The organism is Campylobacter sp. CNRCH_2016_3089 (genome assembly GCF_025772505.1).
Taxonomy (GTDB): Bacteria; Campylobacterota; Campylobacteria; order Campylobacterales; family Campylobacteraceae; genus Campylobacter_D; species Campylobacter_D lari_D.
In genome coordinates this window covers 1-20,202 of sequence record NZ_JAKMSF010000014.1, presented here as the reverse complement: position 1 = coordinate 20,202, position 20,202 = coordinate 1, and the positions used below count along the sequence as shown (strand labels likewise).

Annotated in this window: 23 protein-coding genes and 2 tRNA genes; 10 read left to right on the top strand and 15 right to left on the bottom strand. The window is 26.8% G+C overall.

The genetic code is table 11. The features are described 5' to 3' along the window. Positions 1-1,413 precede the first annotated feature (1,413 nt). Positions 1,414-1,854: a tyrosine-type recombinase/integrase gene (locus L8W69_RS08230; protein ID WP_318529611.1), complete on the top strand. Its 441-nt coding sequence runs from the start codon at positions 1,414-1,416 to the stop codon at positions 1,852-1,854. 138 nt (positions 1,855-1,992) lie between these two features. On the opposite strand, the gene L8W69_RS08225 is transcribed toward L8W69_RS08230, so the two are convergent. Both L8W69_RS08225 and L8W69_RS08220 read right to left on the bottom strand, forming a co-directional pair. Continuing rightward, positions 1,993-2,952: a hypothetical protein gene (locus tag L8W69_RS08225; protein ID WP_263666866.1), complete on the bottom strand. Its 960-nt coding sequence runs from the start codon at positions 2,950-2,952 to the stop codon at positions 1,993-1,995. Between the two features lie 155 nt (positions 2,953-3,107). Further along, positions 3,108-3,698, bottom strand: coding sequence for a KAP family NTPase (locus tag L8W69_RS08220; RefSeq protein WP_263666865.1), 591 nt, complete (start codon positions 3,696-3,698; stop codon positions 3,108-3,110). A gap of 323 nt (positions 3,699-4,021) precedes the next feature. On the opposite strand from L8W69_RS08220, the gene L8W69_RS08215 reads away from it, so the two are divergent. From L8W69_RS08215 to L8W69_RS08200, 4 genes are all read left to right on the top strand, one after another. Continuing rightward, positions 4,022-4,180 carry a hypothetical protein gene (locus L8W69_RS08215; protein ID WP_263666863.1) on the top strand — a complete coding sequence of 53 codons (159 nt, stop codon included), beginning with the start codon at positions 4,022-4,024 and terminating at the stop codon, positions 4,178-4,180. Between the two features lie 68 nt (positions 4,181-4,248). Beyond that, positions 4,249-4,464 (top strand): hypothetical protein, encoded by a 216-nt coding sequence (locus L8W69_RS08210; protein WP_263664718.1) that lies wholly within the window; start codon positions 4,249-4,251, stop codon positions 4,462-4,464. A 240-nt stretch (positions 4,465-4,704) separates the two neighbouring features. Next, the gene (locus L8W69_RS08205; RefSeq protein WP_263660611.1) at positions 4,705-4,920 is read left to right on the top strand and encodes a hypothetical protein; all 216 of its coding nucleotides are present in this window, start codon (positions 4,705-4,707) and stop codon (positions 4,918-4,920) included. After that, positions 4,920-5,126, top strand: coding sequence for a hypothetical protein (locus L8W69_RS08200; protein WP_263666861.1), 207 nt, complete (start codon positions 4,920-4,922; stop codon positions 5,124-5,126). The genes L8W69_RS08205 and L8W69_RS08200 overlap by 1 nt, the downstream gene beginning before the upstream one ends. A gap of 127 nt (positions 5,127-5,253) precedes the next feature. Here L8W69_RS08200 and L8W69_RS08195 read toward each other — a convergent pair whose 3' ends face one another. Then, positions 5,254-5,514, bottom strand: coding sequence for a hypothetical protein (locus tag L8W69_RS08195; RefSeq protein ID WP_263666860.1), 261 nt, complete (start codon positions 5,512-5,514; stop codon positions 5,254-5,256). Between the two features lie 226 nt (positions 5,515-5,740). On the opposite strand from L8W69_RS08195, the gene L8W69_RS08190 reads away from it, so the two are divergent. Together L8W69_RS08190 and L8W69_RS08185 are read left to right on the top strand one after the other, a co-directional pair. Then, entirely contained in the window at positions 5,741-5,956 is a 216-nt protein-coding gene (locus L8W69_RS08190; RefSeq protein WP_263664720.1) for a hypothetical protein, read from the top strand. A 9-nt stretch (positions 5,957-5,965) separates the two neighbouring features. Further along, positions 5,966-6,196, top strand: a complete 231-nt coding sequence (locus tag L8W69_RS08185; RefSeq protein WP_133319264.1) for a hypothetical protein — start codon at positions 5,966-5,968, stop codon at positions 6,194-6,196. A gap of 2,464 nt (positions 6,197-8,660) precedes the next feature. On the opposite strand, the gene L8W69_RS08180 is transcribed toward L8W69_RS08185, so the two are convergent. Both L8W69_RS08180 and L8W69_RS08175 read right to left on the bottom strand, forming a co-directional pair. Next, positions 8,661-8,736 (bottom strand) — tRNA-Met (locus L8W69_RS08180). Positions 8,737-8,749: 13 nt separating this feature from the next. Then, positions 8,750-8,824, bottom strand: a tRNA-Gln gene (locus tag L8W69_RS08175). A 105-nt stretch (positions 8,825-8,929) separates the two neighbouring features. Here L8W69_RS08175 and L8W69_RS08170 point away from each other — a divergent pair. After that, entirely contained in the window at positions 8,930-9,952 is a 1,023-nt protein-coding gene (locus L8W69_RS08170; RefSeq protein ID WP_220566773.1) for a bifunctional 3,4-dihydroxy-2-butanone 4-phosphate synthase/GTP cyclohydrolase II, read from the top strand. Here the strand turns inward: L8W69_RS08170 and L8W69_RS08165 are convergent. From L8W69_RS08165 to L8W69_RS08145, 5 genes are read right to left on the bottom strand one after another with little or no spacing between them, the layout of a single operon-like run. Further along, the gene (locus tag L8W69_RS08165) at positions 9,942-10,892 is read right to left on the bottom strand and encodes an SAM-dependent methyltransferase (RefSeq protein WP_318529480.1); all 951 of its coding nucleotides are present in this window, start codon (positions 10,890-10,892) and stop codon (positions 9,942-9,944) included. The genes L8W69_RS08170 and L8W69_RS08165 overlap by 11 nt on opposite strands. Before the next feature lie 2 nt (positions 10,893-10,894). Next, entirely contained in the window at positions 10,895-11,701 is an 807-nt protein-coding gene (locus L8W69_RS08160) for a M23 family metallopeptidase (RefSeq protein WP_263661707.1), read from the bottom strand. After that, the gene (glyS, locus tag L8W69_RS08155) at positions 11,698-13,692 is read right to left on the bottom strand and encodes a glycine--tRNA ligase subunit beta (protein WP_263666858.1); all 1,995 of its coding nucleotides are present in this window, start codon (positions 13,690-13,692) and stop codon (positions 11,698-11,700) included. Before glyS ends, L8W69_RS08160 begins: the two co-directional genes overlap by 4 nt. A 34-nt stretch (positions 13,693-13,726) precedes the next feature. Continuing rightward, positions 13,727-13,867, bottom strand: a complete 141-nt coding sequence (locus L8W69_RS08150; RefSeq protein ID WP_087685579.1) for a hypothetical protein — start codon at positions 13,865-13,867, stop codon at positions 13,727-13,729. Then, positions 13,867-15,309 carry an alanine/glycine:cation symporter family protein gene (locus tag L8W69_RS08145; RefSeq protein ID WP_133319269.1) on the bottom strand — a complete coding sequence of 481 codons (1,443 nt, stop codon included), beginning with the start codon at positions 15,307-15,309 and terminating at the stop codon, positions 13,867-13,869. The genes L8W69_RS08150 and L8W69_RS08145 overlap by 1 nt, the downstream gene beginning before the upstream one ends. Positions 15,310-15,532: 223 nt before the next feature. Here L8W69_RS08145 and L8W69_RS08140 point away from each other — a divergent pair, with 223 nt between their 5' ends. Beyond that, positions 15,533-16,285, top strand: coding sequence for an amino acid ABC transporter permease (locus L8W69_RS08140; protein WP_133319270.1), 753 nt, complete (start codon positions 15,533-15,535; stop codon positions 16,283-16,285). Further along, the gene (locus tag L8W69_RS08135; protein WP_133319271.1) at positions 16,278-17,006 is read left to right on the top strand and encodes an amino acid ABC transporter ATP-binding protein; all 729 of its coding nucleotides are present in this window, start codon (positions 16,278-16,280) and stop codon (positions 17,004-17,006) included. The genes L8W69_RS08140 and L8W69_RS08135 overlap by 8 nt, the downstream gene beginning before the upstream one ends. Here L8W69_RS08135 and L8W69_RS08130 read toward each other — a convergent pair. The 5 genes from L8W69_RS08130 to L8W69_RS08110 all read right to left on the bottom strand — a co-directional run. After that, positions 17,003-17,470 (bottom strand): tRNA (cytidine(34)-2'-O)-methyltransferase, encoded by a 468-nt coding sequence (locus L8W69_RS08130; RefSeq protein WP_257928077.1) that lies wholly within the window; start codon positions 17,468-17,470, stop codon positions 17,003-17,005. The two genes, L8W69_RS08135 and L8W69_RS08130, sit on opposite strands and share 4 nt — an antisense overlap. Before the next feature lie 186 nt (positions 17,471-17,656). After that, positions 17,657-19,249, bottom strand: a complete 1,593-nt coding sequence (locus tag L8W69_RS08125) for a hypothetical protein (protein WP_263666856.1) — start codon at positions 19,247-19,249, stop codon at positions 17,657-17,659. Beyond that, entirely contained in the window at positions 19,246-19,719 is a 474-nt protein-coding gene (locus tag L8W69_RS08120; RefSeq protein WP_263666855.1) for a hypothetical protein, read from the bottom strand. The genes L8W69_RS08125 and L8W69_RS08120 overlap by 4 nt, the downstream gene beginning before the upstream one ends. After that, positions 19,706-19,864: a hypothetical protein gene (locus L8W69_RS08115; RefSeq protein ID WP_251814523.1), complete on the bottom strand. Its 159-nt coding sequence runs from the start codon at positions 19,862-19,864 to the stop codon at positions 19,706-19,708. The genes L8W69_RS08120 and L8W69_RS08115 overlap by 14 nt, the downstream gene beginning before the upstream one ends. Beyond that, a partial coding sequence (locus L8W69_RS08110) for a hypothetical protein (RefSeq protein ID WP_263666854.1) occupies positions 19,848-20,202 on the bottom strand: 355 nt, incomplete at its 5' end. The genes L8W69_RS08110 and L8W69_RS08115, both read right to left, overlap by 17 nt.

Genomic DNA, 20,202 nt, shown 5'->3' with positions numbered 1-20,202 from the left:
TATTGAAAAATAGCCAAAAAATTAATAAATATAATAATTATTTATAAATTATAATCAAAATTACTTTTATTTTTTATTAAAAAAATGCAAATAGATTTATTATTATTTAAATATATATGAAAAAAACTTATCATTTACTTTTTAAAAACAATGAAAAATAAGCTTTTTGAATTTTTATATTTATATTTTATTATACTATTTAACATTTTTAAAAGTATTAGCATTTAGTATTTTAGATAACAGTGTAAGGTGTATTTATCATATTTGGTATATAAAGTATAAATACTAAGCTTATATATAGTAATAAATAAAGAGTATAAATACCTTATTATACTCTTTAGATAACTACAATATAGAGTTTTTGTATAAATTTGATAATAGTTGTTATAATCTTAAAATTACTTATTAAAAAAATATATTTAATTATAATTTGTATGTTTTTATAATTTGGATAATAGGTAAAAGAATATATATAATATTTAACAGAAAATAAAAAGTGATTAAATAAAGTTAGATATATAAAGATATTTATAGTTTTATATGTTATTTTTATAAATTAAAACAAACATATTTCACAATTAAGCAAGATTAGCACAACCAAGAATTATTTAGAAACAAAAATTTTTTGAGAAATATAAAAAAATGTCTTTAAGTAAAAAAGAATTTGCTAAAGTATTAGGCGTTTCTTCAGGAACTATTGATAATCTAAGAAGAAAAAATACAATCTATGGAAGTATCTTGCTATGTATTATTTTCCATTGAAGAAATAGCTAAAGTTGTATCAGGGGTTAAATCTTTAAAATGAGATTTAACTATACAAATTATTGAATTTTCAAAAGTATATGTTATTTAGATATTTAATTTCTAAAGTATGGATACTTAGACGCTTTCTAAATCCACCATTACTTCTCTATCACGAATTATTACTACAATTAAAATCTTTTGACAAATTAAAAAAAATATTTTTTTGTACACACTTTAAAGGAAAATCAGTGATTATTGTAAATGATAGGCAACTTAAAAATTTAACTGTTGATAAAAAACTTATATCAAAGTGCTTGTGCTAAAAATTTATATATTAAAGCTAGGGTTTTTCATGGAAATATTGATAAGAATTTTTATTTTAGATATAAACTTAATAAAAAGGGTATTCTTTTAAAATAGGAAAATATCCTATAACCATATTAACACGGGCAAGAGAGATTGTAAATGATTATAACGACATGCTATCATAAGGCATTAATCCAAAAGAACATATTCAAAAAGAAAATACTAAAAATCAAAATATAAAAAAGCACTTTATGGTACTAATAAAGTTCAAAGTTATAAAACTTCACAGATGAAGCAAGATTTAAAGAATTATTACTTACGATTAATAAGTATTTTTACAAAAGTTGCTTTGCAAATTAGTCCATATTTATTTTAAGAAGTGCTAATATTATAAATTTAGAATGGAAAGAAATAGATTTTGATAAAAAAATTATTATTCGTGCTAATAAAGTTAAAGCAAGAGAGGATTTTATTATTCCGCTAAGTCAGAGTGTTTTAGACTTGCTTTTATATGTTAAAAATTTTTCTTACTCAAATTCAAAATATTTTTTTCCAAGTAATATAAGTAAATATAAAATAATGAGTGAAAACACATTAAATCAAGCCATTAAAAGATTAAGTTTTGGTGATAAAATACTATATCATGGTTTTAGAGCTACTGCTTCAACTTTTCTTTATGAGTATAAAAATATTCATAAACAAGATAGTGAAGTTATAGAACTATGTTTAGATCATAGAGAAAGAAATAAAGTAAAAGCAGTATATAATAGAAGCTTAAGACTTGATGATAGAGAAGAGAGTTAATGCGATGGTGGAGTGATTTTATCGATAAATTAAAAAGAGATAAGTAGTTTAATTTTTAATGTTTGTAAATTATAAACACATAAGAACTTTTTAATTTTTGTAAATTTAATAGTATTTTATTGAATATCTTTAACGCAATTATTCTATTAGTAGCTTTCTTAATACGCTATTTTGTGAATTTATATATTTTAAAACAACACTTTTTTTTATTTTATTTTCATCTAAATCTAAGAAATCTAAATAAGCTTGAAATAAATTATTATTTAAATCATCATCAAATTTATGACTTACAACCATATTCATAGAAAAATGATTAAAAAATTTCTTACAAAAATCGTTATTATTTTTAAATAGCTGTACTAACTCTTCTTTTTTAAAAAAATTATATTGCTTGATTGCTTCGAGATAAAAACTATTTTCTATATTTTCATAGCTATTAATAAGTGCATTAATATTTTCATATTTGCTTGTTTTGTATTTTTCTTTGGTATCTTCATAATAATCTTTCCATTTTTCATTTTCTAATAATTTTAAAAGTGCTATGTCAGATCTATAATCATGATTAAGATCAAACTTAAATTCTTCCATAACAAGAGCTTCTATATAGTGCTGATTGATTTTTTCTTCTATGTCGCTTAATTTTTTCTTTGTAATTTGTGTGTAGGTTGAAAGTAAAATTTGATAAAAACCATAAGGAAAGTGTGTCATTCCATTTTTTGAATAAAAGTCTATTTTTAGGAGTGAATTTTCAATATCTTTTACAAATTGTTTATCACTTAAATTACCTACCAAATATTCTATCTTGCAGTTTTGAAGTTTATAATAAAGATCGATTTTTAAAGTTTGATAAAAATCGCGTCTTAGTTGGTATTTTTCTTCTTTATTTAAATAAAACATATTTTTTAGGTATTGTTCATAAAGATGATAATAGCCTGAAGCTAAATCTATTTTCTCTATTTTAGTAGAAAGGTATTTTTTAATTTGAAATATTAATGAGATATAATTTAATTTTAGAGCATCTGAAAATGTTTTTTTATTGTCATACTTGCAAAATAATAAAAAACATTGCTTGTTAAAATAATCTATATGTTCTAACACATGATATAATAATCTTAGATTTCCATTGCATTGTTCTTTATATCTTTCGAAAATAATATTTTCAATAATATTTCTTATCTCATCTGTAATTTTAGTATATTTATTTATTCTATCTTTTATGATTGCTTTTGCTACTTCATCATTGTCTTTTATCGTTATTTCACAATATCAATAACTTTTTCTTTGTATATTTGATACCAGTTTTTACTATTGTATTGTTTAGTCTGTTTTTCTTTATTGTTTTTAGCCAGATTGTTATCTTGTTCTTTTAATTCTTCCTCATGAAAAATCACAACAACATTACATTCTTTTTCTTCTTTAAGTAAATTTACAAGTCCTAAAATTTCTTTCAAAGAAAGATTGTCAGATTTTCTTTCTATGTTATCAAAACACACAATCACAATAATATTATAAAAGTCTTCCTTTTTTAAAAAGGAAAAAATAGCATCACTATCTATATCTATTAAGCCGCCACTTATACTTTTAACCAAACCTTCTAAACCTTTAAAAGTTGTTTTGGTAATTTTATTATAATCTCCATGTAGGCTTACAACTATTTCTTCTAATATTTGCTTATAACTTTCTTTGCCAAAAAGATCTATATAAACAACTTTTTTATCTTTAGAAAGTTTATTTTCAACTTCTTTCCATAAATAAGTTTTACCTATACCCCAAGACCCATTTATAGCTAAACATTTTTTAGAGTTGTTATCTAAAAAATTTGCAATATTATCAATCTTATTCATTATACACTCCTATAAAATATTTATGCAATTAAATAAAATTATTTAAGTTTTCTATGTAACTATCCTCCAAACCTTAAAGCTATAGATAGTTACATATTCTTTTTAAAATACCCCTTACAGCTACGCACTCAGACAGCCTTTCTTTTTTTAAAAAATATATAAAAAAATGCATACGCGTACGCGCGAGAAAAAACAAAAAAAGTTGAGTAATTTTTTTTCAATGTTTAAACAAATTTTTGTTTTTTCTCTTATTTAATATTAAATTAATTTTTTGACTTTTATAATTATTCATATATCAAAAATAATCATAGAAAGACTCAAAAATGAAAAAAATTATCTTAGGTTTAGCAGTTATTGCTTCATTATCTAGCGTTGCTTCAGCTTCAAATCATAGTTATCATAGCAAGAAAAATTTTAATAATTCACAACAAGAATATATAGAAGGTAGAAGTATAACTTGTGCAACTTTTCATAATTGCTAGACAATACATCAACCTATTTACCAAGAAGCTGGGCATAAAGTACTTTGTAAATTTGGATATTGTTTCTAATGTTAAATATGTTAAATCCTAATTCAAATATTCGCTTCCACAAGTGTATGCCTAAGGAAGTTCATCAAATATATGACACCTTAAAGCTTATGGAACAAGAAGATACAAAAAAAGTAGAAGCTGAAGCTAAAAAAGAAGAACAAAGTAATTCTACAAATGCTGATAATCAAGCAAATACTAGCAAAAAAGATCAGCTTTTAGATATATTTGCTTAATCTTAATATTAGGGCAGTGGGTTTTATCCATCTTCCGTGCTACGCACTCAGACAGCCTTTCTTTTTTTAAAAAATATATAAAAAAATGCATACGCGTACGCGCGAGAAAAAACAAAAAAGTTGAGTAATTTTTTTCAATGTTTAAACAAATTTTTGTTTTTTCTGTTATTTAATATTAAATTAATTTTTTGACTTTTATAATTATTCATATATCAAAAATAATCATAGAAAGACTCAAAAATGAAAAAAATTATCTTAGGTTTAGCAGTTATTGCTTCATTATCTAGCGTTGCTTCAGCTTCAAATCATAGTTATCATAGCAAGAAAAATTTTAATAATTCACAACAAGAATATATAGAAGGTAGAAGTATAACTTGTGCAACTTTTCATAATTGCCAGACAATACATCAACCTATTTATCAAGATGCTTTTTGCAAATGGAAAGGATATTGTTAATGTTTGTTAATACTTGTCACGGCTTGGTAGATACCAAAGTAGAATATCGAGATAAACCTGCATTAGAAGAGGCGATTGCTAAACAGCAAGAAGATACAAAAAAAGTAGAAGCTGAAGCTAAAAAAGAAGAACAAAGTAATTCTACAAATGCTGATAATCAAGCAAATACTGGCAAAAAAGATCGGCTTTTAGATATATCTGCTTAATCTTAATATTAGGGCAGTGGGTTTTGTCCATCTTCCGTGCTACGCACTCAGACAGCCCCCGCACCCCAATTATCGCAAATCATAGCACCTTAACAGGTGCGATTTGCTAAAGCACCAAAAAGGAAAACTATCTATTAAACCCAAACCCTCTATCGTTTCTTTTAGTTTTTGCTTGTTCAAAAGAATTTTCAAAAGCTCTTTGATATTTAAGCTCTTTTTCTATTCTTTCGGCTTTTAATGGAAATATTTCTTTTAACTGCTCCACGCTTAAATTTTTTTCGCACCATCTGCCTATTTCTTTTAGTCGAGTTTCTAATCTTTCATTATTTGTCTTGTGTGTTTCAAACAAAGTTCTTAAAGTATCTCTATCATCTTTGACTTTATCCACTTAATATTTCACTATCTCCTATCACATAGACTTTTGTGAAAATCCATCCCCTGCTTTTTTTAATATATAAAAACGCATACGCGCGAGAAAAAACAAAAAAAAGTTGAGTAATTTTTTTCAATATTTAAGCAAATTTTGTTTTTTTCTCTTATTTAATATTAAATTAATTTTTTGACTTTTATAATTATTCATATATCAAAAATAATCATAAAAAGGCTCAAAAATAATGAAAAAAATTATCTTAGGTTTAGCAGTTATTGCTTCATTATCTAGCGTTGCTTTAGCTTTAAATCATAGTTATCATAGCAAGAAAAATTTTAATAATTCACAACAACAAGATAGAAGTATAACTTGTGAAAATTTTCATAATTGCCAGACAATACATCAGCCTATTTATCAGCATCAAGCTTGTGCTAAATTAGGTATTTGTGTAAATCACTAAAGGATAATGATGGGATTAGTATATTCTCAATGTTGTAATCAAGTTATTGATACAAGCTTGCGTTATACAGCAAAACCACTATTAAAACTTGAAGAAGCTAAATTTGAACAAGAAAAAAAAGCTGAGAATGATAATACAAAAAAAGTAGAAGCTGAAGCTAAAAAAGAAGAACAAAGTAATTCTACAAATACAGATAAAGCAGACAATAAAAAAGATCAGCTTTTAGATATATCTGTTTAATCTTAATATTAAGCGGCAGAATTTGTCCGCTTTCCGTGCTACACACTTAGACAACCCTAGCACCCATTTTAGTACAAAACATATAGCACCTATAAGGTGTATTTTATTTAGAGAAGAAAAGAAAAGGTGCTTCTTTTGAAAACCTTATCTTGCTTCTTCTCTTCTTCATCACGGTGATTGCTATTTAATGGCATTAAAAGCCGTATTTTTAAAAGTGTTTAAAAAGATTTTCTAAATCATTCATTGGTATGGTTTCTTTGATATTTACAACCGCACTCCATTTATAGTTTTTTACTTAAAAATTTTATCCTATAAGTTTGATATATTTTTCATAGCATTATTTATGATTTCATTTTTTAACGCAATTGTTTGTTTAAAATAACTAAGTGATGAAAATCTTTATTATGTTGGATTTGTATAAAATTGGATTTTAAAATTAATACTATATATTTATCTCATTGTCATGTTTATCTATAATTATTTTAAAATAATTGATAATTTTTTCAGGATTTTTATTCCATTTCTTCAAATGTTTAAAAATCAAAACTGCTATATTTATTTTAAGCTTCATTGTAGTTGGTTTTAACAAGATCAAATCAGTGATTTACACATAAATATGGCTTAGTTATATCAATCAAGCAATGAAGAAGATTATATTTTTTAAAAAAGAAAGAATTTTACTTGTAGTTCATACTATATAGAAGGCAGTACGGCATACATTATTTCAACATCAAACTTAATCAATATTTTTTAAAGATTATTGCAGTGGTTAGATGTTTATTATCTTTAATATTCAAGAAGAGTATAAAATAAATATTATTTCATGTTATCAACTTAGAAAACAAGAGTATAATTTATTCTTATATCATTTAACGACTCATAAAAAAGAAAGAGTAATCATTAAATAAATCTTGATTATTATTACAATAATATAATAATTGCTACAATATACCTTAGAATAATTATACAAAATATTTTAAAATTAATTTCTTATACTTATTTTATATTGCTTCAATGTGAGGATTAAAAGCATCAAGATAAAATATTATCACACAAGTTCGAACACATTTGGCACTTTCTTAGTTAATAAAACTACTATCTTTTATTTACCAATCAAGAAATATTTGATTAATAAAACTAACTAAGGAATATTTATCCCCAAACAGATTATTTATTTAGATGTATAAAAGGATTTGCTAAATTAAGAGAATATAGTTATATTTTTGAAATAAAACATAAAATAATAGAACAAAGAATAAAAATTATATCTTTCATAAGCATCATGGTTTAAAAGCTACTTTAGAAGCTTTTAATATAGATAAAAAGACACTTTTTAGAAAACAAGAAATTTATCACAAAAATAATGATAATTTAAATACCCTAAATACAAAATACACTAAAGTAAAAAATATAAGAAGTTCTTTTGATTTGGAAATTACTTTAAATATTAAAATACTTAGGCATATTTATATAAATTTAGATAAAGAAAGATTGTATTATTTTTTAAAGCCTTTTTTATAATAAAACCTCCTAGTGTTTCCACCATAAGAAGAATCATCTCTAAAGATAAAATGAGAATAACACTTACAAGAATTAATTATCTAGGCCAAAATAAAAGCTACAAGAGAGAGTTAAAAATAGATAACTAAAAAAATCTTAAAACAACTCCTATGAATACTTGGGCAATAGATACTATAAAATATGTCGATAATAAAATAAAAATATATACTTACTATGATAGATTTAGTTACAAGAATTGATTATACTGTAGCTTTATCTCCTAAAAAGACAAGATATACTAGCATATCTTAAAAGTTTTGTTATTATCTTAAAAACTAATAATATTCATAAAAGAATTTAGCATACTCACAGATAATGGCTGTGAATTTAAAAAACTATGAATGTTTTATTAAAGGAACTTAACACTACTCATTATTATACTTATCTAAAGAATCTTAGAATGAATATTCATAATGAAATATTTAATAAAACCTTAAAAGAAGCATTTGCTAATCATTATAAAGATTTATTATTTATAGATCTTAAAGAATTTAATCAAGAAACGATTAAGTAGTTAGCAGCTTATAATACTATCTTGTTATATCCAGCTTTAAAATATAAAGTCTCCTCATTTGCTCTTCATCAATTAAGAAATATTTTTATTTGTTAGACTTTAAATCAATATTGTTTTTCTTGCACTCTAAAAATTTTAATACATTACCTATTTAACAAAAAATATCATTTTTTTACATTTTTACAATAAAATACAAAGCATGTGCAATATTAATTAATAAATCATACGCCTATTAAACTCGCCATTTATTCTTGTTAAATATATTTTATCTATTTTATTCTTTGTATTGTATTTTTAAATTTTCAATAATTTTAGAAATTTTAAATTAATTTGATTTCAATATTGCTAAAAAATATCTGTTGAAATAGATTATAAATTATTTTTATATAATGGTTGCGAAGGGGAGATTTGAACTCCCGACCTTCGGGTTATGAGCCCGACGAGCTAACCACTGCTCTACTTCGCGGCATCATATGAAGTGGATGGGGTAAAGGGATTCGAACCCCTGAATGACAGGACCAAAACCTGTTGCCTTACCGCTTGGCGATACCCCAATAGAAATTTTTTATTTAAATTAAAAGTGATATTATATATTATTTTTTATACAATGTCAAGAAAAATGCTATAATATTTTTAAAATATTTTCAAGGAATGATTTTATGGGATATATAAGTATAGAACAAGCTATAAAAGAACTTCAAGATGGTAAAATGTTAGTAATGGTGGATGCAGAAGATAGGGAAAATGAAGGGGATTTGATTTTCCCTGCACAATTTAGCTCACAAGAAAAAGTAAATTTTACCATCACTCACGCAAGAGGTGTGGTATGTGTAGCATTAAGTGAGAACTTAGCTAAAAAATTTGAACTACCTTTAATGGTACCTAAAAACACATCAAATCACGAAACAGCTTTTACCATCACTGTCGATGCAAAAAATGCAACAACAGGAGTAAGTGCCTACGAAAGAGATATGACTATACAAATTTTTGCTGATGATAATGCAAAGGCGAGTGATTTTGTGCGTCCTGGACATATTAATCCTTTGATAGCAAAAAAAGGTGGAGTTTTAGAAAGAACGGGCCATACAGAAGGAACAGTGGATTTATGTCGTTTGGCAGGATTAAAAGAAGCATGCGTAATATGTGAAATTGTTAAAGATAATGGAGATATGGCTAGAAGAAGCGATTTGCTTGAGTTTTGCAAAAAACATAATATTAATATGATTACTATTTCAGATTTAATCGAGTATCGTTTAAAAAATGAAAGTTTGATTTCTTTAATTAAAGAAGAAGAAAGTATTTTAGCAGGTTTTAAAGCTAAAAAAATGACTTTTAAAGATCACAATGAAAATGAACACATAGCTTTTAGTTTTGGCACTTTGAAAGAATGCGAGAATGTTAAATTTTATCTTAGTGGAAGCGACTTTGAGCTTCTAACTTCTAATAAATTTAATGAATTATTAAAACAAATTGAATTTTTAAGTCAAAAAGGTGGTGTAATCATTTTCATGAAAAATGAAAAACAAGAAAACATACAATTTAAAAATTATGGCATAGGAGCGCAAATTTTAAGGTATTTAAAAATTTCAAAAATCAAACTTCTAAGTCAAAATACCGATAAAGAATTTATAGGCTTAAAAGGCTTTGGGCTTGATATTACAAGCAGTGATTTTAAAGCTTAAATTCTAAAAACTTAAACTTATCGCCAAAGTTAAACATCAAATTTTTACTTTGGTTGATAAAGTTTTTATAAATTTGGAGGTTAATATTTTTAACTTGCTCGATAATTTCTTCTAAGCCAAAATCAATTAAAGCTTGATTTTGATTTTTATATTCTAACACCTCAAAGCCCTCTTCTTTTAAAACTTGTAAAAAATGATCAAAATTTACATTATATGTAATATCGCTTTTAGCAAAAAAATCTTTTAAGTTTTCTTCAAAAAGATTATACACTTGGTGATTTTTATACATTCTAATACTAATTTTTTCTTCTTTTTTTGCATAATCAAAACATGCAAAAGTTAGTTTTTCACAGGTTTGTTTTAATTTGGATAAAAAGGGTTTATAAGAAATACAAAGCTCGCTATTAGTGATAGAATATTTTTCACATTCTTTTAAAAGATCTTCATTCATAGCTTTAAAAACAATGTTTAAATCATCATCAACATATGCCATTGTTCTATCTTTTATAAGCTCACACGCAAAACAATCAAATAATTCATTAGCGTAAAAAAAGGCGTTTTTAAAATGACATTCTTCTAAAGAATTATAAATTTTTACATCCAAATCATACTCATCAAAAAGTTTTTTTTGAACACATTTTAATTTTTCATGTGGCTCTACGATAAAACACTCAATCTGCTCTAAAATATCAGCCCTAAGAGTGTATAGAGCTTGTATAAAATCAAGCATTAAATGCCCTTCATTTGCCCCTATTTCTACAACTTCAACCGGTAAAATTAGCTTTTTATCATCTATAAGTTTTAAAAAATGATTAGCTAAGAGTGTTCCAAACAGATTTCCCACGCTAACTGCGGTATAAAAATCTCCATTTTTACCAACACTCACAGCTTGGGAGTAATATTTATCAATCCAATTTTGAAAAAACTCACTAAAAGCTATCATTATAAAGCATTAAATTTGACTATAAAATCAAGTGGATCAACTTGCACACCATTAACTAAAATTCCAAAATGCAAATGTGGCCCTGTAACCCTACCGCTAGCTCCACTCAAACCTATAAGCTCACCCTTTTTTACCTTTTGTCCTACTTTTACATTAAGTTTTGATAGATGATAATACTGAGAATAAATCCCATATCCATGATCAATTACCACTGAATTTCCTGCATAATAACGATTTGAAGCAATCCTTACAATACCATCATTGCTAGCATAAATTTTTGTCCCACTTGCTGCTCTAAAATCAGTTCCGCTATGATAACTTTTAAGAGTATCATTAAACAATCTTGCTTTTCCAAAAGCACTTGTAATTTTACTTTCTAAAGGGTATGTAAAATTGCCTTCAAATAAAGCCATATTGGTATAAGTATTATAAACCTTAATAGCTTCTTGATATTCTTTGCTAATGCGATCAAGTGTTTCTTTAGGTGGATTAACCTTAGAAGCACTAACTTTTAAAAATTCTTTTTTATAGTTTCCTTCGCTAAATTTTATGTTAATTTCTTCTTTGGAATTATCTTTAAATTCAGCTATTAATTTTCTATCTTTAGGATTTTTATAAGGTATGGCTATACTAACAATGACTTTATTTTTATACTCAAAAAAAGGAAGTTTTTTAGAATTTGAGCTAATTTGTAAAAAATTATTTTTATCAAATTCTAAAAAAATTACTTGACCTTTTACAAGCTCAATCTCTCTAGCTTCTAATGCAAATACCAAAAAACAAAGTAAAAAAAGAATTTTTTTCATACACTAAGCTCTTTAATATCAGCTATTTTTAAAAACTCACGATAAATTGCACATACTAAAGCTTGACGATTGTTTTTAATATTTTCATCTTTGTCATTAATCATTACTTTATCAAAAAAAGCATCAATTTGTGGTTTTAGTGCAAAAAGGCTTTCTAAAAGCTCTTGGGTGTTATTTTCTTTTGTTTTACACTGCATAAAAGCTTGGTATAAATCTTTTTCCTCTTGAGTGTTAAACAAATTTTCATTAATTTGAACTTCACTTAATATTGCAATATTTGCCAAGCGCTTAAAAGTAGCAAAATTTTGACTAAAATCTGCCTTATTTGCACTTTGTATTAAAGCTTTAATACAAGAATCAATATAAATAACATCATAAGTTTTAGAGCTAAGCACAGCTTTAACAAAAGAAGCATTAACCTCATAAAAAGTATATAAACGCTCTAAGATAAAGTCTAGTAAAATTTTCAAATCAAAGCTTTTATATTCACTAGCTATTACTTCTAAAAATATCTTAAGATCAAAATTTTTATTTAAAGCTAGAATAATTTTTAAAACACCATTTGCTGCTCTTCTTAAAGCATAAGGATCTTTTGTACCACTTGGGATTTTCCCCATTGAAAAAAGCCCCATGAGTGTATCAAATTTATAAGCTAAAGCTACAATAGAACTAAATTCATTACTTGGCATAGCTGAATTATCGCCATTTGGAAGATATTGTTCTTTAATCGCTAAAGCAAGCTCATCACTCATACCCATAGCTTTAGCATAATAAGATCCCATAATACCTTGAAGATCAGTAAATTCATACACCATTTGAGTGCTTAGATCAGCTTTTGAGTATTCTATGGCTTTTAAGATTTCATCTTTTTGAGTATTAGCAAAAACTTCACAAAGCTTAGTAGCGATTTTTTGCTCTCTAATGATTTTATCTTTTAAGCTTCCAAGTCCTTCAAGATATACCATTTGACTTATTTTATCATTATTTAAGCCCTGTGCTAAGTCATTTTTCCAAAAAAACATCGCATCGCTCAATCTTGCTCTTAAAACCCTTTCATTTCCATTAATGATTTTAGAATAATCTTTACAAACCGCATTAGAAACTACGATAAAATGATTGCTTAAAGTATTGTTTTTAAATACTGCAAAATAGCGTTGATTTTCTCTCATAGAAGTAATTATCACTTCGCTTGGGATTTCTAAATACTCTTTTTCAAAATGCCCTAATAATGCCTTTGGATACTCTGTGATAGCTACAACTTCAGCTAAAAGCTCATCATCTTCTGCAATAGTAATATCATTTTCTTTTTCAAGTGTCTTTAACTGCTCAATAATAAGCTTTTTTCTTTGTTCTTGATCTAAAATAATATAATTTTGCTCTAGAGTTTTAAGATACTCATCAATATTTGAAAAAGGTATTAAATCATAACTAACACTTCTATGAACAAAAGTGCTTTTTGCGCTTTTAACGCCATAGCTTTCAAATTCAATCAATTCATCATTTAAAATACAACAAAGCGAGCGAATAGCTCTGATAAATTCAAAGCTACCATCACCCCATCTCATAGTTTTACCAAAACTCAAGCTTTTTAAAAAAGCCTCGATCATTTGAGCTAAAACCACCTTGCTTTGCAAGCCTTGTACTTGTTTTTGACAATACAATACTTCTTTACCCTTAATTTCTTTAAATTCAAGCTCTTCTTCTTTTAAACCACTTTTTTCTAAAAAGCTAAATCCTGCTTGAGTAAGCTTTCCATCTTTATAAGCTATCGCCTTAGGTGCGCCTATAAATTCCACAAAAGAATCATCTTGTTTTTCTTTAAAATTTTCATGGATAAAAACCAATCTTCTAGGAGTATAGAAAAATTTAAATTCAGATTCTAAATGATACTCTTGTAAAATCTTTTCCCATTTTTTAGTAATATTTGGAAGTTCTTTTAATAAAGGAATAGCAGGAAGTTCTTCTGTACCTATTTCTATTAACAATTTCATTTTACACTCTTTTTTAAAAATTTTTTAGTGTATTTTACCTATTTTTTTTAAAATCTTTCTTTGTTTTTAATTTTTCTTCTCTTTGTTTGGCTTTTTCTTGCATTTGGCGGTTAAAGCCAAACACAAGAAAAACCATAAAAGCTACAAACAAAGCAATAATAATATAATCTATCATTAGTCCCAACACTCTGCGTTTTTAATACCAAGCTTTGAAGCACTAAACACTGGATCTCTACCTTGTCTTTTTTGCTCGCTAAAATCTTTTAATACCTTTTTCACTATACCACCAAGCAATAAAATAGAAATGATATTAATCGTAGCCATAAACGCCATAGTAGTATCAGCTAAATCCCACGCAAATTTTAAATCCATATTTGCACCAATAAAAATCATAAGCACGGCACTTGCTTTAAAAAGATTAATAATAATAGGATTTTGAGTAAGGTATTTAATATTTGCTTGAGCATAATAATAATTTCCTATCAAAGAAGTAATAGCAAATAAAACTATACTAACAGTAGTAAAATGTACACCTAGATTTCCATAATATTCTTTCATGGATTCTTGCACTAAAGGTAGTGCTGTTAAAATAGGCTTACCGTCTACACCAATATTATTAGCATAAGCAAGTGAAAATAATACCAAAAATCCTGAACTTGTACAAATAATCACATCAATTAACACAGAAAATGCTTGAATAACCCCTTGTTTTGCAGGGTGAGTTGTAAGAGCTGAAGCTGCTGCATTTGGTGCTGAACCCATACCTGCTTCATTAGAAAATAATCCTCTTTTTATACCTATAACCAAAGCAGAACCTGCAAATCCACCAAAAATAGCTTCAAAATCAAAAGCGCTTTTAAAAATCATAGAAAACACTTCAGGAATTTTATCAAAATTCATAAACATCGCTATAATAGATAAACCAACATAAATCATCGCCATAATAGGAACGATGACCGAGCTTACTTTACCTATTTTAGTATGATCACCAAAAAACATATAAGCAGCAAAAATAGCCAAAATAGCCCCTATTACAATAGGCCACCAACTTTGCGAAAAACTTACTTCGCTAGCATCAACCATACCTTTATAATAAAACTCAAATGCTGAAGTCATAGTTTGACTTTGAAGTCCATTAAATCCATAAGCATAAGTAATGATTAAAATCACCGCAAATATAGCACCAAGCCATTTTAAATTTAAAGCTTTACTAATATAATAAGCAGGGCCACCTTTAAAACTTTTACCATCACGGCTTTTATAAACTTGTGCTAAAGTGCTTTCTGCAAAAGCCGAAGCGCCGCCAAAAAATGCCATAGCCCACATCCAAAACAAAGCACCAGGTCCGCCCAAAACAACCGCTACTGCAATACCTGCAATATTTCCTATACCAACTCTTGAAGCTGTTGAAATCATCAAAGCCTGAAAAGGAGTAATATGGTGTTTTTCATGTTTTTCTTGCTTTTCTGTCAAAATGTCAAACACATAAGGAAGCATTCGAAATTGCACAAAACCCGTCAAATAACTATAATAAAACCCTACAATAATAAGCAAAATAACCAAAATGGAATAATACTGATTATTTACAAAGCCAACAAATTGGGATATTAAATCCATATTTATCTCCTTTTTATAATTTAATCGAGTGTAAATTTATCATAAAAAAATGAATTTGCTACAAAAAAATATAATTTTATATTAATTTTATTTTATTTTTTACAGCTATGTGAAAATTTAACTCACGATATTTACCAAAAAAACACATAAAAATGCTTTTAAGTAAAAAGAAAACTTAATTTTTATACACTTAGTTTTTTTAAAATTTTATAAGGTGTTTAAATTGAAACAAAATACGATGAAAATTTTTGTATTTTTTGCCATTATTGTTTTTTGGGCTTATTTTTCATTTCCTATTGAAATTTTACAAGTTAAAGATCAAAATGGCTTAGCTACAGGAGAATATGCTTATACTATAGAAGCCAAAGCTTATGTTCATAGTTATTTCACAACACTTGGCTTAACAGTGGGTGGAATTTTAATAGGAATAGCACTTGGTTTTTTCCTAGCATTTTTAAGATTTTTAGAAATCCAAAGTTTAAATTTCATCATAGATGAATACATAGACATTATACGCGGAACCCCTCTGCTTTTACAGCTTTTGATTTTCTCAGTAGTGATTTTTGCTACTTGGAGTGATAATTTTTATGTAGCTATTATTGCACTTGGACTTAATAGTTCTGCTTATGTAGCTGAAATCGTAAGAAGTGGAATTCAAAGTGTAGACAAAGGACAAATGGAAGCATCAAGAGCAATGGGGCTTAATTATTCTGCTTCTATGAGACTAATCATCTTTCCGCAAGCGATTAAAAATATCTTACCTTCTTTAATGAATGAATTTATTTCTTTATTTAAAGAAACTTCAATAGTGGGCTATATTAGCGTTATGGATATTACCATGCAAAGTAAAAGCTTACAAGCAATTTATTACAACCCTAAACCTATTATTTTTACAGGGCTTGTATATTATGTAAGCGTTAAAATTTTAACACTGATTGCAAGATTTATAGAAATGAGATTAAATAAACATGATTAAAATAGAAAATTTGATTAAAAAATATGGAGATTTAGAAGTTTTAAAAGATATTAGCATTGAAGTACATAAAGGTGATATTATTGCTATTATAGGGCCTAGCGGAGGTGGAAAAAGTACTTTTTTACGCTGTTTAAATAAACTTGAAACACCAGATAGTGGTAATATTTATATCAATAACATTAATATACTTGATAAAAAAACAGATATCAATAAAATTCGACAAAAAGTAAGCATGGTATTTCAACATTTTAATCTTTTTAATAATAAAAATGTTTTGGAAAATTTATGCCTAGTGCCAGTACAAACAAAAATCATGGGTAAAGATGAAGCAGTAAAAAAAGCACGAGAATTACTCAAAAAAGTTGGCCTAAGTGATAAAGAAAATTATTTTCCTCATAAGCTTTCAGGTGGACAAAAACAGCGTATTGCCATAGCAAGATCATTAATGATGAATCCTGATGTGATTTTATTTGATGAGCCAACTTCAGCTTTAGATCCTGAAATGATAGGTGAAGTTTTAAATATCATGAAAGAAGTAGCTAAAGAAGGTCTAACCATGCTTGTAGTTACACATGAAATGGGATTTGCAAGAAATGTAGCTAATCGAATTTTCTTTATGGATAAAGGCATTATAGCAGTAGATGAATGTCCTAAAATAGCTTTTGAAAACCCAAAAAATGAAAGATTGAAAGAATTTTTAAATCAAGTTTTAAATCATTAAAATTTTTCAAAAGAGGCAAAATTTTGCCTCAAAGCTTCATAACTCACTATGCCTACACTTGTAGCTAAATTTAAACTTCTACCACAATCTTTCATCGGTATAGTAATGGCATTTTCCCATTTTTTTTGCATTAAATCCATAGGTAAGCCAAAACTTTCACTTCCAAAAAATAAAAAATCACCTTTTTGATAATTTACATCAAAATAAGCTTGAGTAGTTTTAGTTGTCGCAAAGAAAAATCTATCTTGAAATTTTTCATACTCTTTTAAAAAATCTTCTAAATTATCCCATAAAAAAGGATTTAATTTTTTCCAATAATCAAGTCCTGCTCTTTTAACTGCCTTTTCATCAATACTAAAAAGTGGATTGATAATATGTAAAGCAAAACCTGCATTAAAACACATTCTACCTATACTTCCTGTATTTTGTGGTATGCGAGGCTCAACTAAGACTATATGAAACATCTTTTTCCTTGAAATGGTGTCCCCAGCAAGGTTTGAACTATGCTATAAAATAGCTTATTTATAGATATTTTATACCAAAAAATTCACAAATAGGTATAAAATGGGTATAATTTGCTAAGAACATATATTTTTTTATTTTCCAAAAAGATACTTTAAAATATATTAGACAAAACTTAATTATCTAAATTATATCTCAACATCTTTTTCATTTAAAATATCTAAGGTGTCAAAACTATACCAGTTTTCATTTAGTAGATTTTTAGTTACCATTTCAATATCTTCCTTTGAAGCCTCTCCAAAAAAAACATACTCATCAATATCACTATTTTCATCTAAAGGCAAACTAGCTTCTTTTAAATTAGAGCTTAAAAATATATCACTAATATAACCTATAATATCTAAAGATGTAGCATCTTTATTAATTAAAACATCAACTATAGGGGTTTGATTAGATATTGCTGTATTAATATCAACTCCTATTTTATATCCAACACTTACCAATCCTGCAACGGCTAAAACCAATTTTAAAGCTTTATTTATTTTAGATAAAGAGCTTCCTTTATCTACTATGCCTAAAAAACTTAATGCATCGATAACACCTCCAAGCGTACTAAGCGCGATTGTTATATTGGTTATAATTGTGGCTGAAGCTCCGCCTATCATACCGCCCAAAGCTCCGCCTATAACTCCACCTGTATAAAAACTAATAAAAACAATCACAGCAGAAACAACAGGAGCTATTATAAACTCCCACCATTCCTTATCCTCTTTCACATAAAGATCATACATACTATCCCATAAAATAAACCATCTATCTTTTCTTCCATAAGGCATATTGCTTTCATTATTATAACAAGGCATCAATGAGATATTTTTATAAAAAAAACTACTCCGACTTCTCAAAACAACAGGCTCTTGATAAGCTATATTATTTAAATTAGAAAGAAATGCTAGAGGGTGAAATATATCGCCTAATTTAGAAACATTGATGTTATTGTTAAATGCACTTAAAAAATCAATATTAGATATTTTTTCAGGTACAATAAATACATTTTTATTTAATCTCAAGAACTCATCATAATATGGTCTTAAATTGTAATATCTACCATCTTCACTCTCTACTAAACTTGGCTTAAATTTGTCTTTATCCGGTAAAATAAAATTAGGTTTTACAAGCTCATTATTAACTATATTAGATTTTACAAAAATATATTTTGGCTTACCATATCCAGGGACTATAGCACCATAAAAGCCATGTATTTTTTCAAAAGTAAGATCATGTAGATAATAAAAATTCTTTAGCTCTTCTTTGTATTTTAAAAGATAGCTAGGGTTTGTAACAACATTTTTTCCATGAAAATCAAAACTAAACAAGCTTAAATTTTGTCTTTTCCTTATAATTTGACAAGTATCATGATATATTCCACTTTTATCTCCAGGGTCTCCTCTATACCACTCATAAGGGTTTTGACCTACAAAAAACTGATTTAACCCCAAATCCCCACTATTATGGTAATTATATGGAGCTCTAGAAGGACTTTTAATATCATAAAAATCAATTCCATAGGAATTTGGGAAGAGCGGGTGATAAATTCTTGTTTTTACAGCCCTACCTTTTCTTATTAATTGTTTATGCAAAAGCTCTACATATTTATGTACAAAGGTAGTTCCGTATAAAAACCAAGCTTGATAGCATTCTACATATCCTATGTCATTTGCATTCTGTGGATATTTAGCTCTTAAAAAATATTTTGGAGTTCTATATTTTTTATCAATCATTTATCTATATTTTCAATTTTTTCTTTTACCCAAGATTCCAACTCTTTTGGTATTTCAAGCCCACCTGCGCTTAGCCCAAAACTATATCCTTGTGCAACTTTTGCCGCTTCTATTCTTAACATATCATCTATTTGTTCTCGTTGTCTATCTATGAGTGCGGGTTTTTTCTTTTCAGTTTCTATTTGTGCTTGTATAAGTTTTATTTTCTCGCTATTAAGTTCATTTTCATCGCCTTGCAAAATCATACCTAATGCTGTTGTTTGGCTTTGTGCTACTATGCTTTGTCCTACTAAAGATAATGCATTCGCTAAAGTTTTAAACTGCTCTTCATTTTTAATAACATCATTTTTTATACTATCATCTAATATCTTTTTTAATTCTCCAAATGGAGACTTTTCCGCCAAGCTTAACTCTAAAATTTCGGGATATATTTTTTTAAATTGACTTAATCTTTGCTCATAATTCATCATTCAACTCCTTAATTTTATCCATATTGATCTCGCATTGCTTATAGTGATAAAAAAGCTCACTATAAGCTTTTAATATATCTTTTTCATCTTGCACTATAGGTTTATGTGCTCTATCAAATTCTAAAAGCTCATTTGGTATTTGCACTTTTTGAATTTGTATTTTGGTTAATACTTGTGTTTTGCTCCCACAGCCTATCAAGCATAACATTAAAAAGCTTAGTAGTGTTAGTTTCATTGCTTTTGGATATATAGTTTTTAACATCATTAATCCTTGTTTTGATTTGATTTTTTTGAGTATTTGCATGAAAGAGTGCTTTTAGCTCTTGCTCGTGTCTTGTTTTAAGCTCTTGAGTAATCCTCGTGAGTTCATTATTTACACCCAAAGCTAAATTTAAATCACTTTGACTTTTTTCTAATTTTGCGTTTGTACTATCTAACTTAAGATATAAAAATACATTAAGCATAAGCATTAGAGCTAAAACA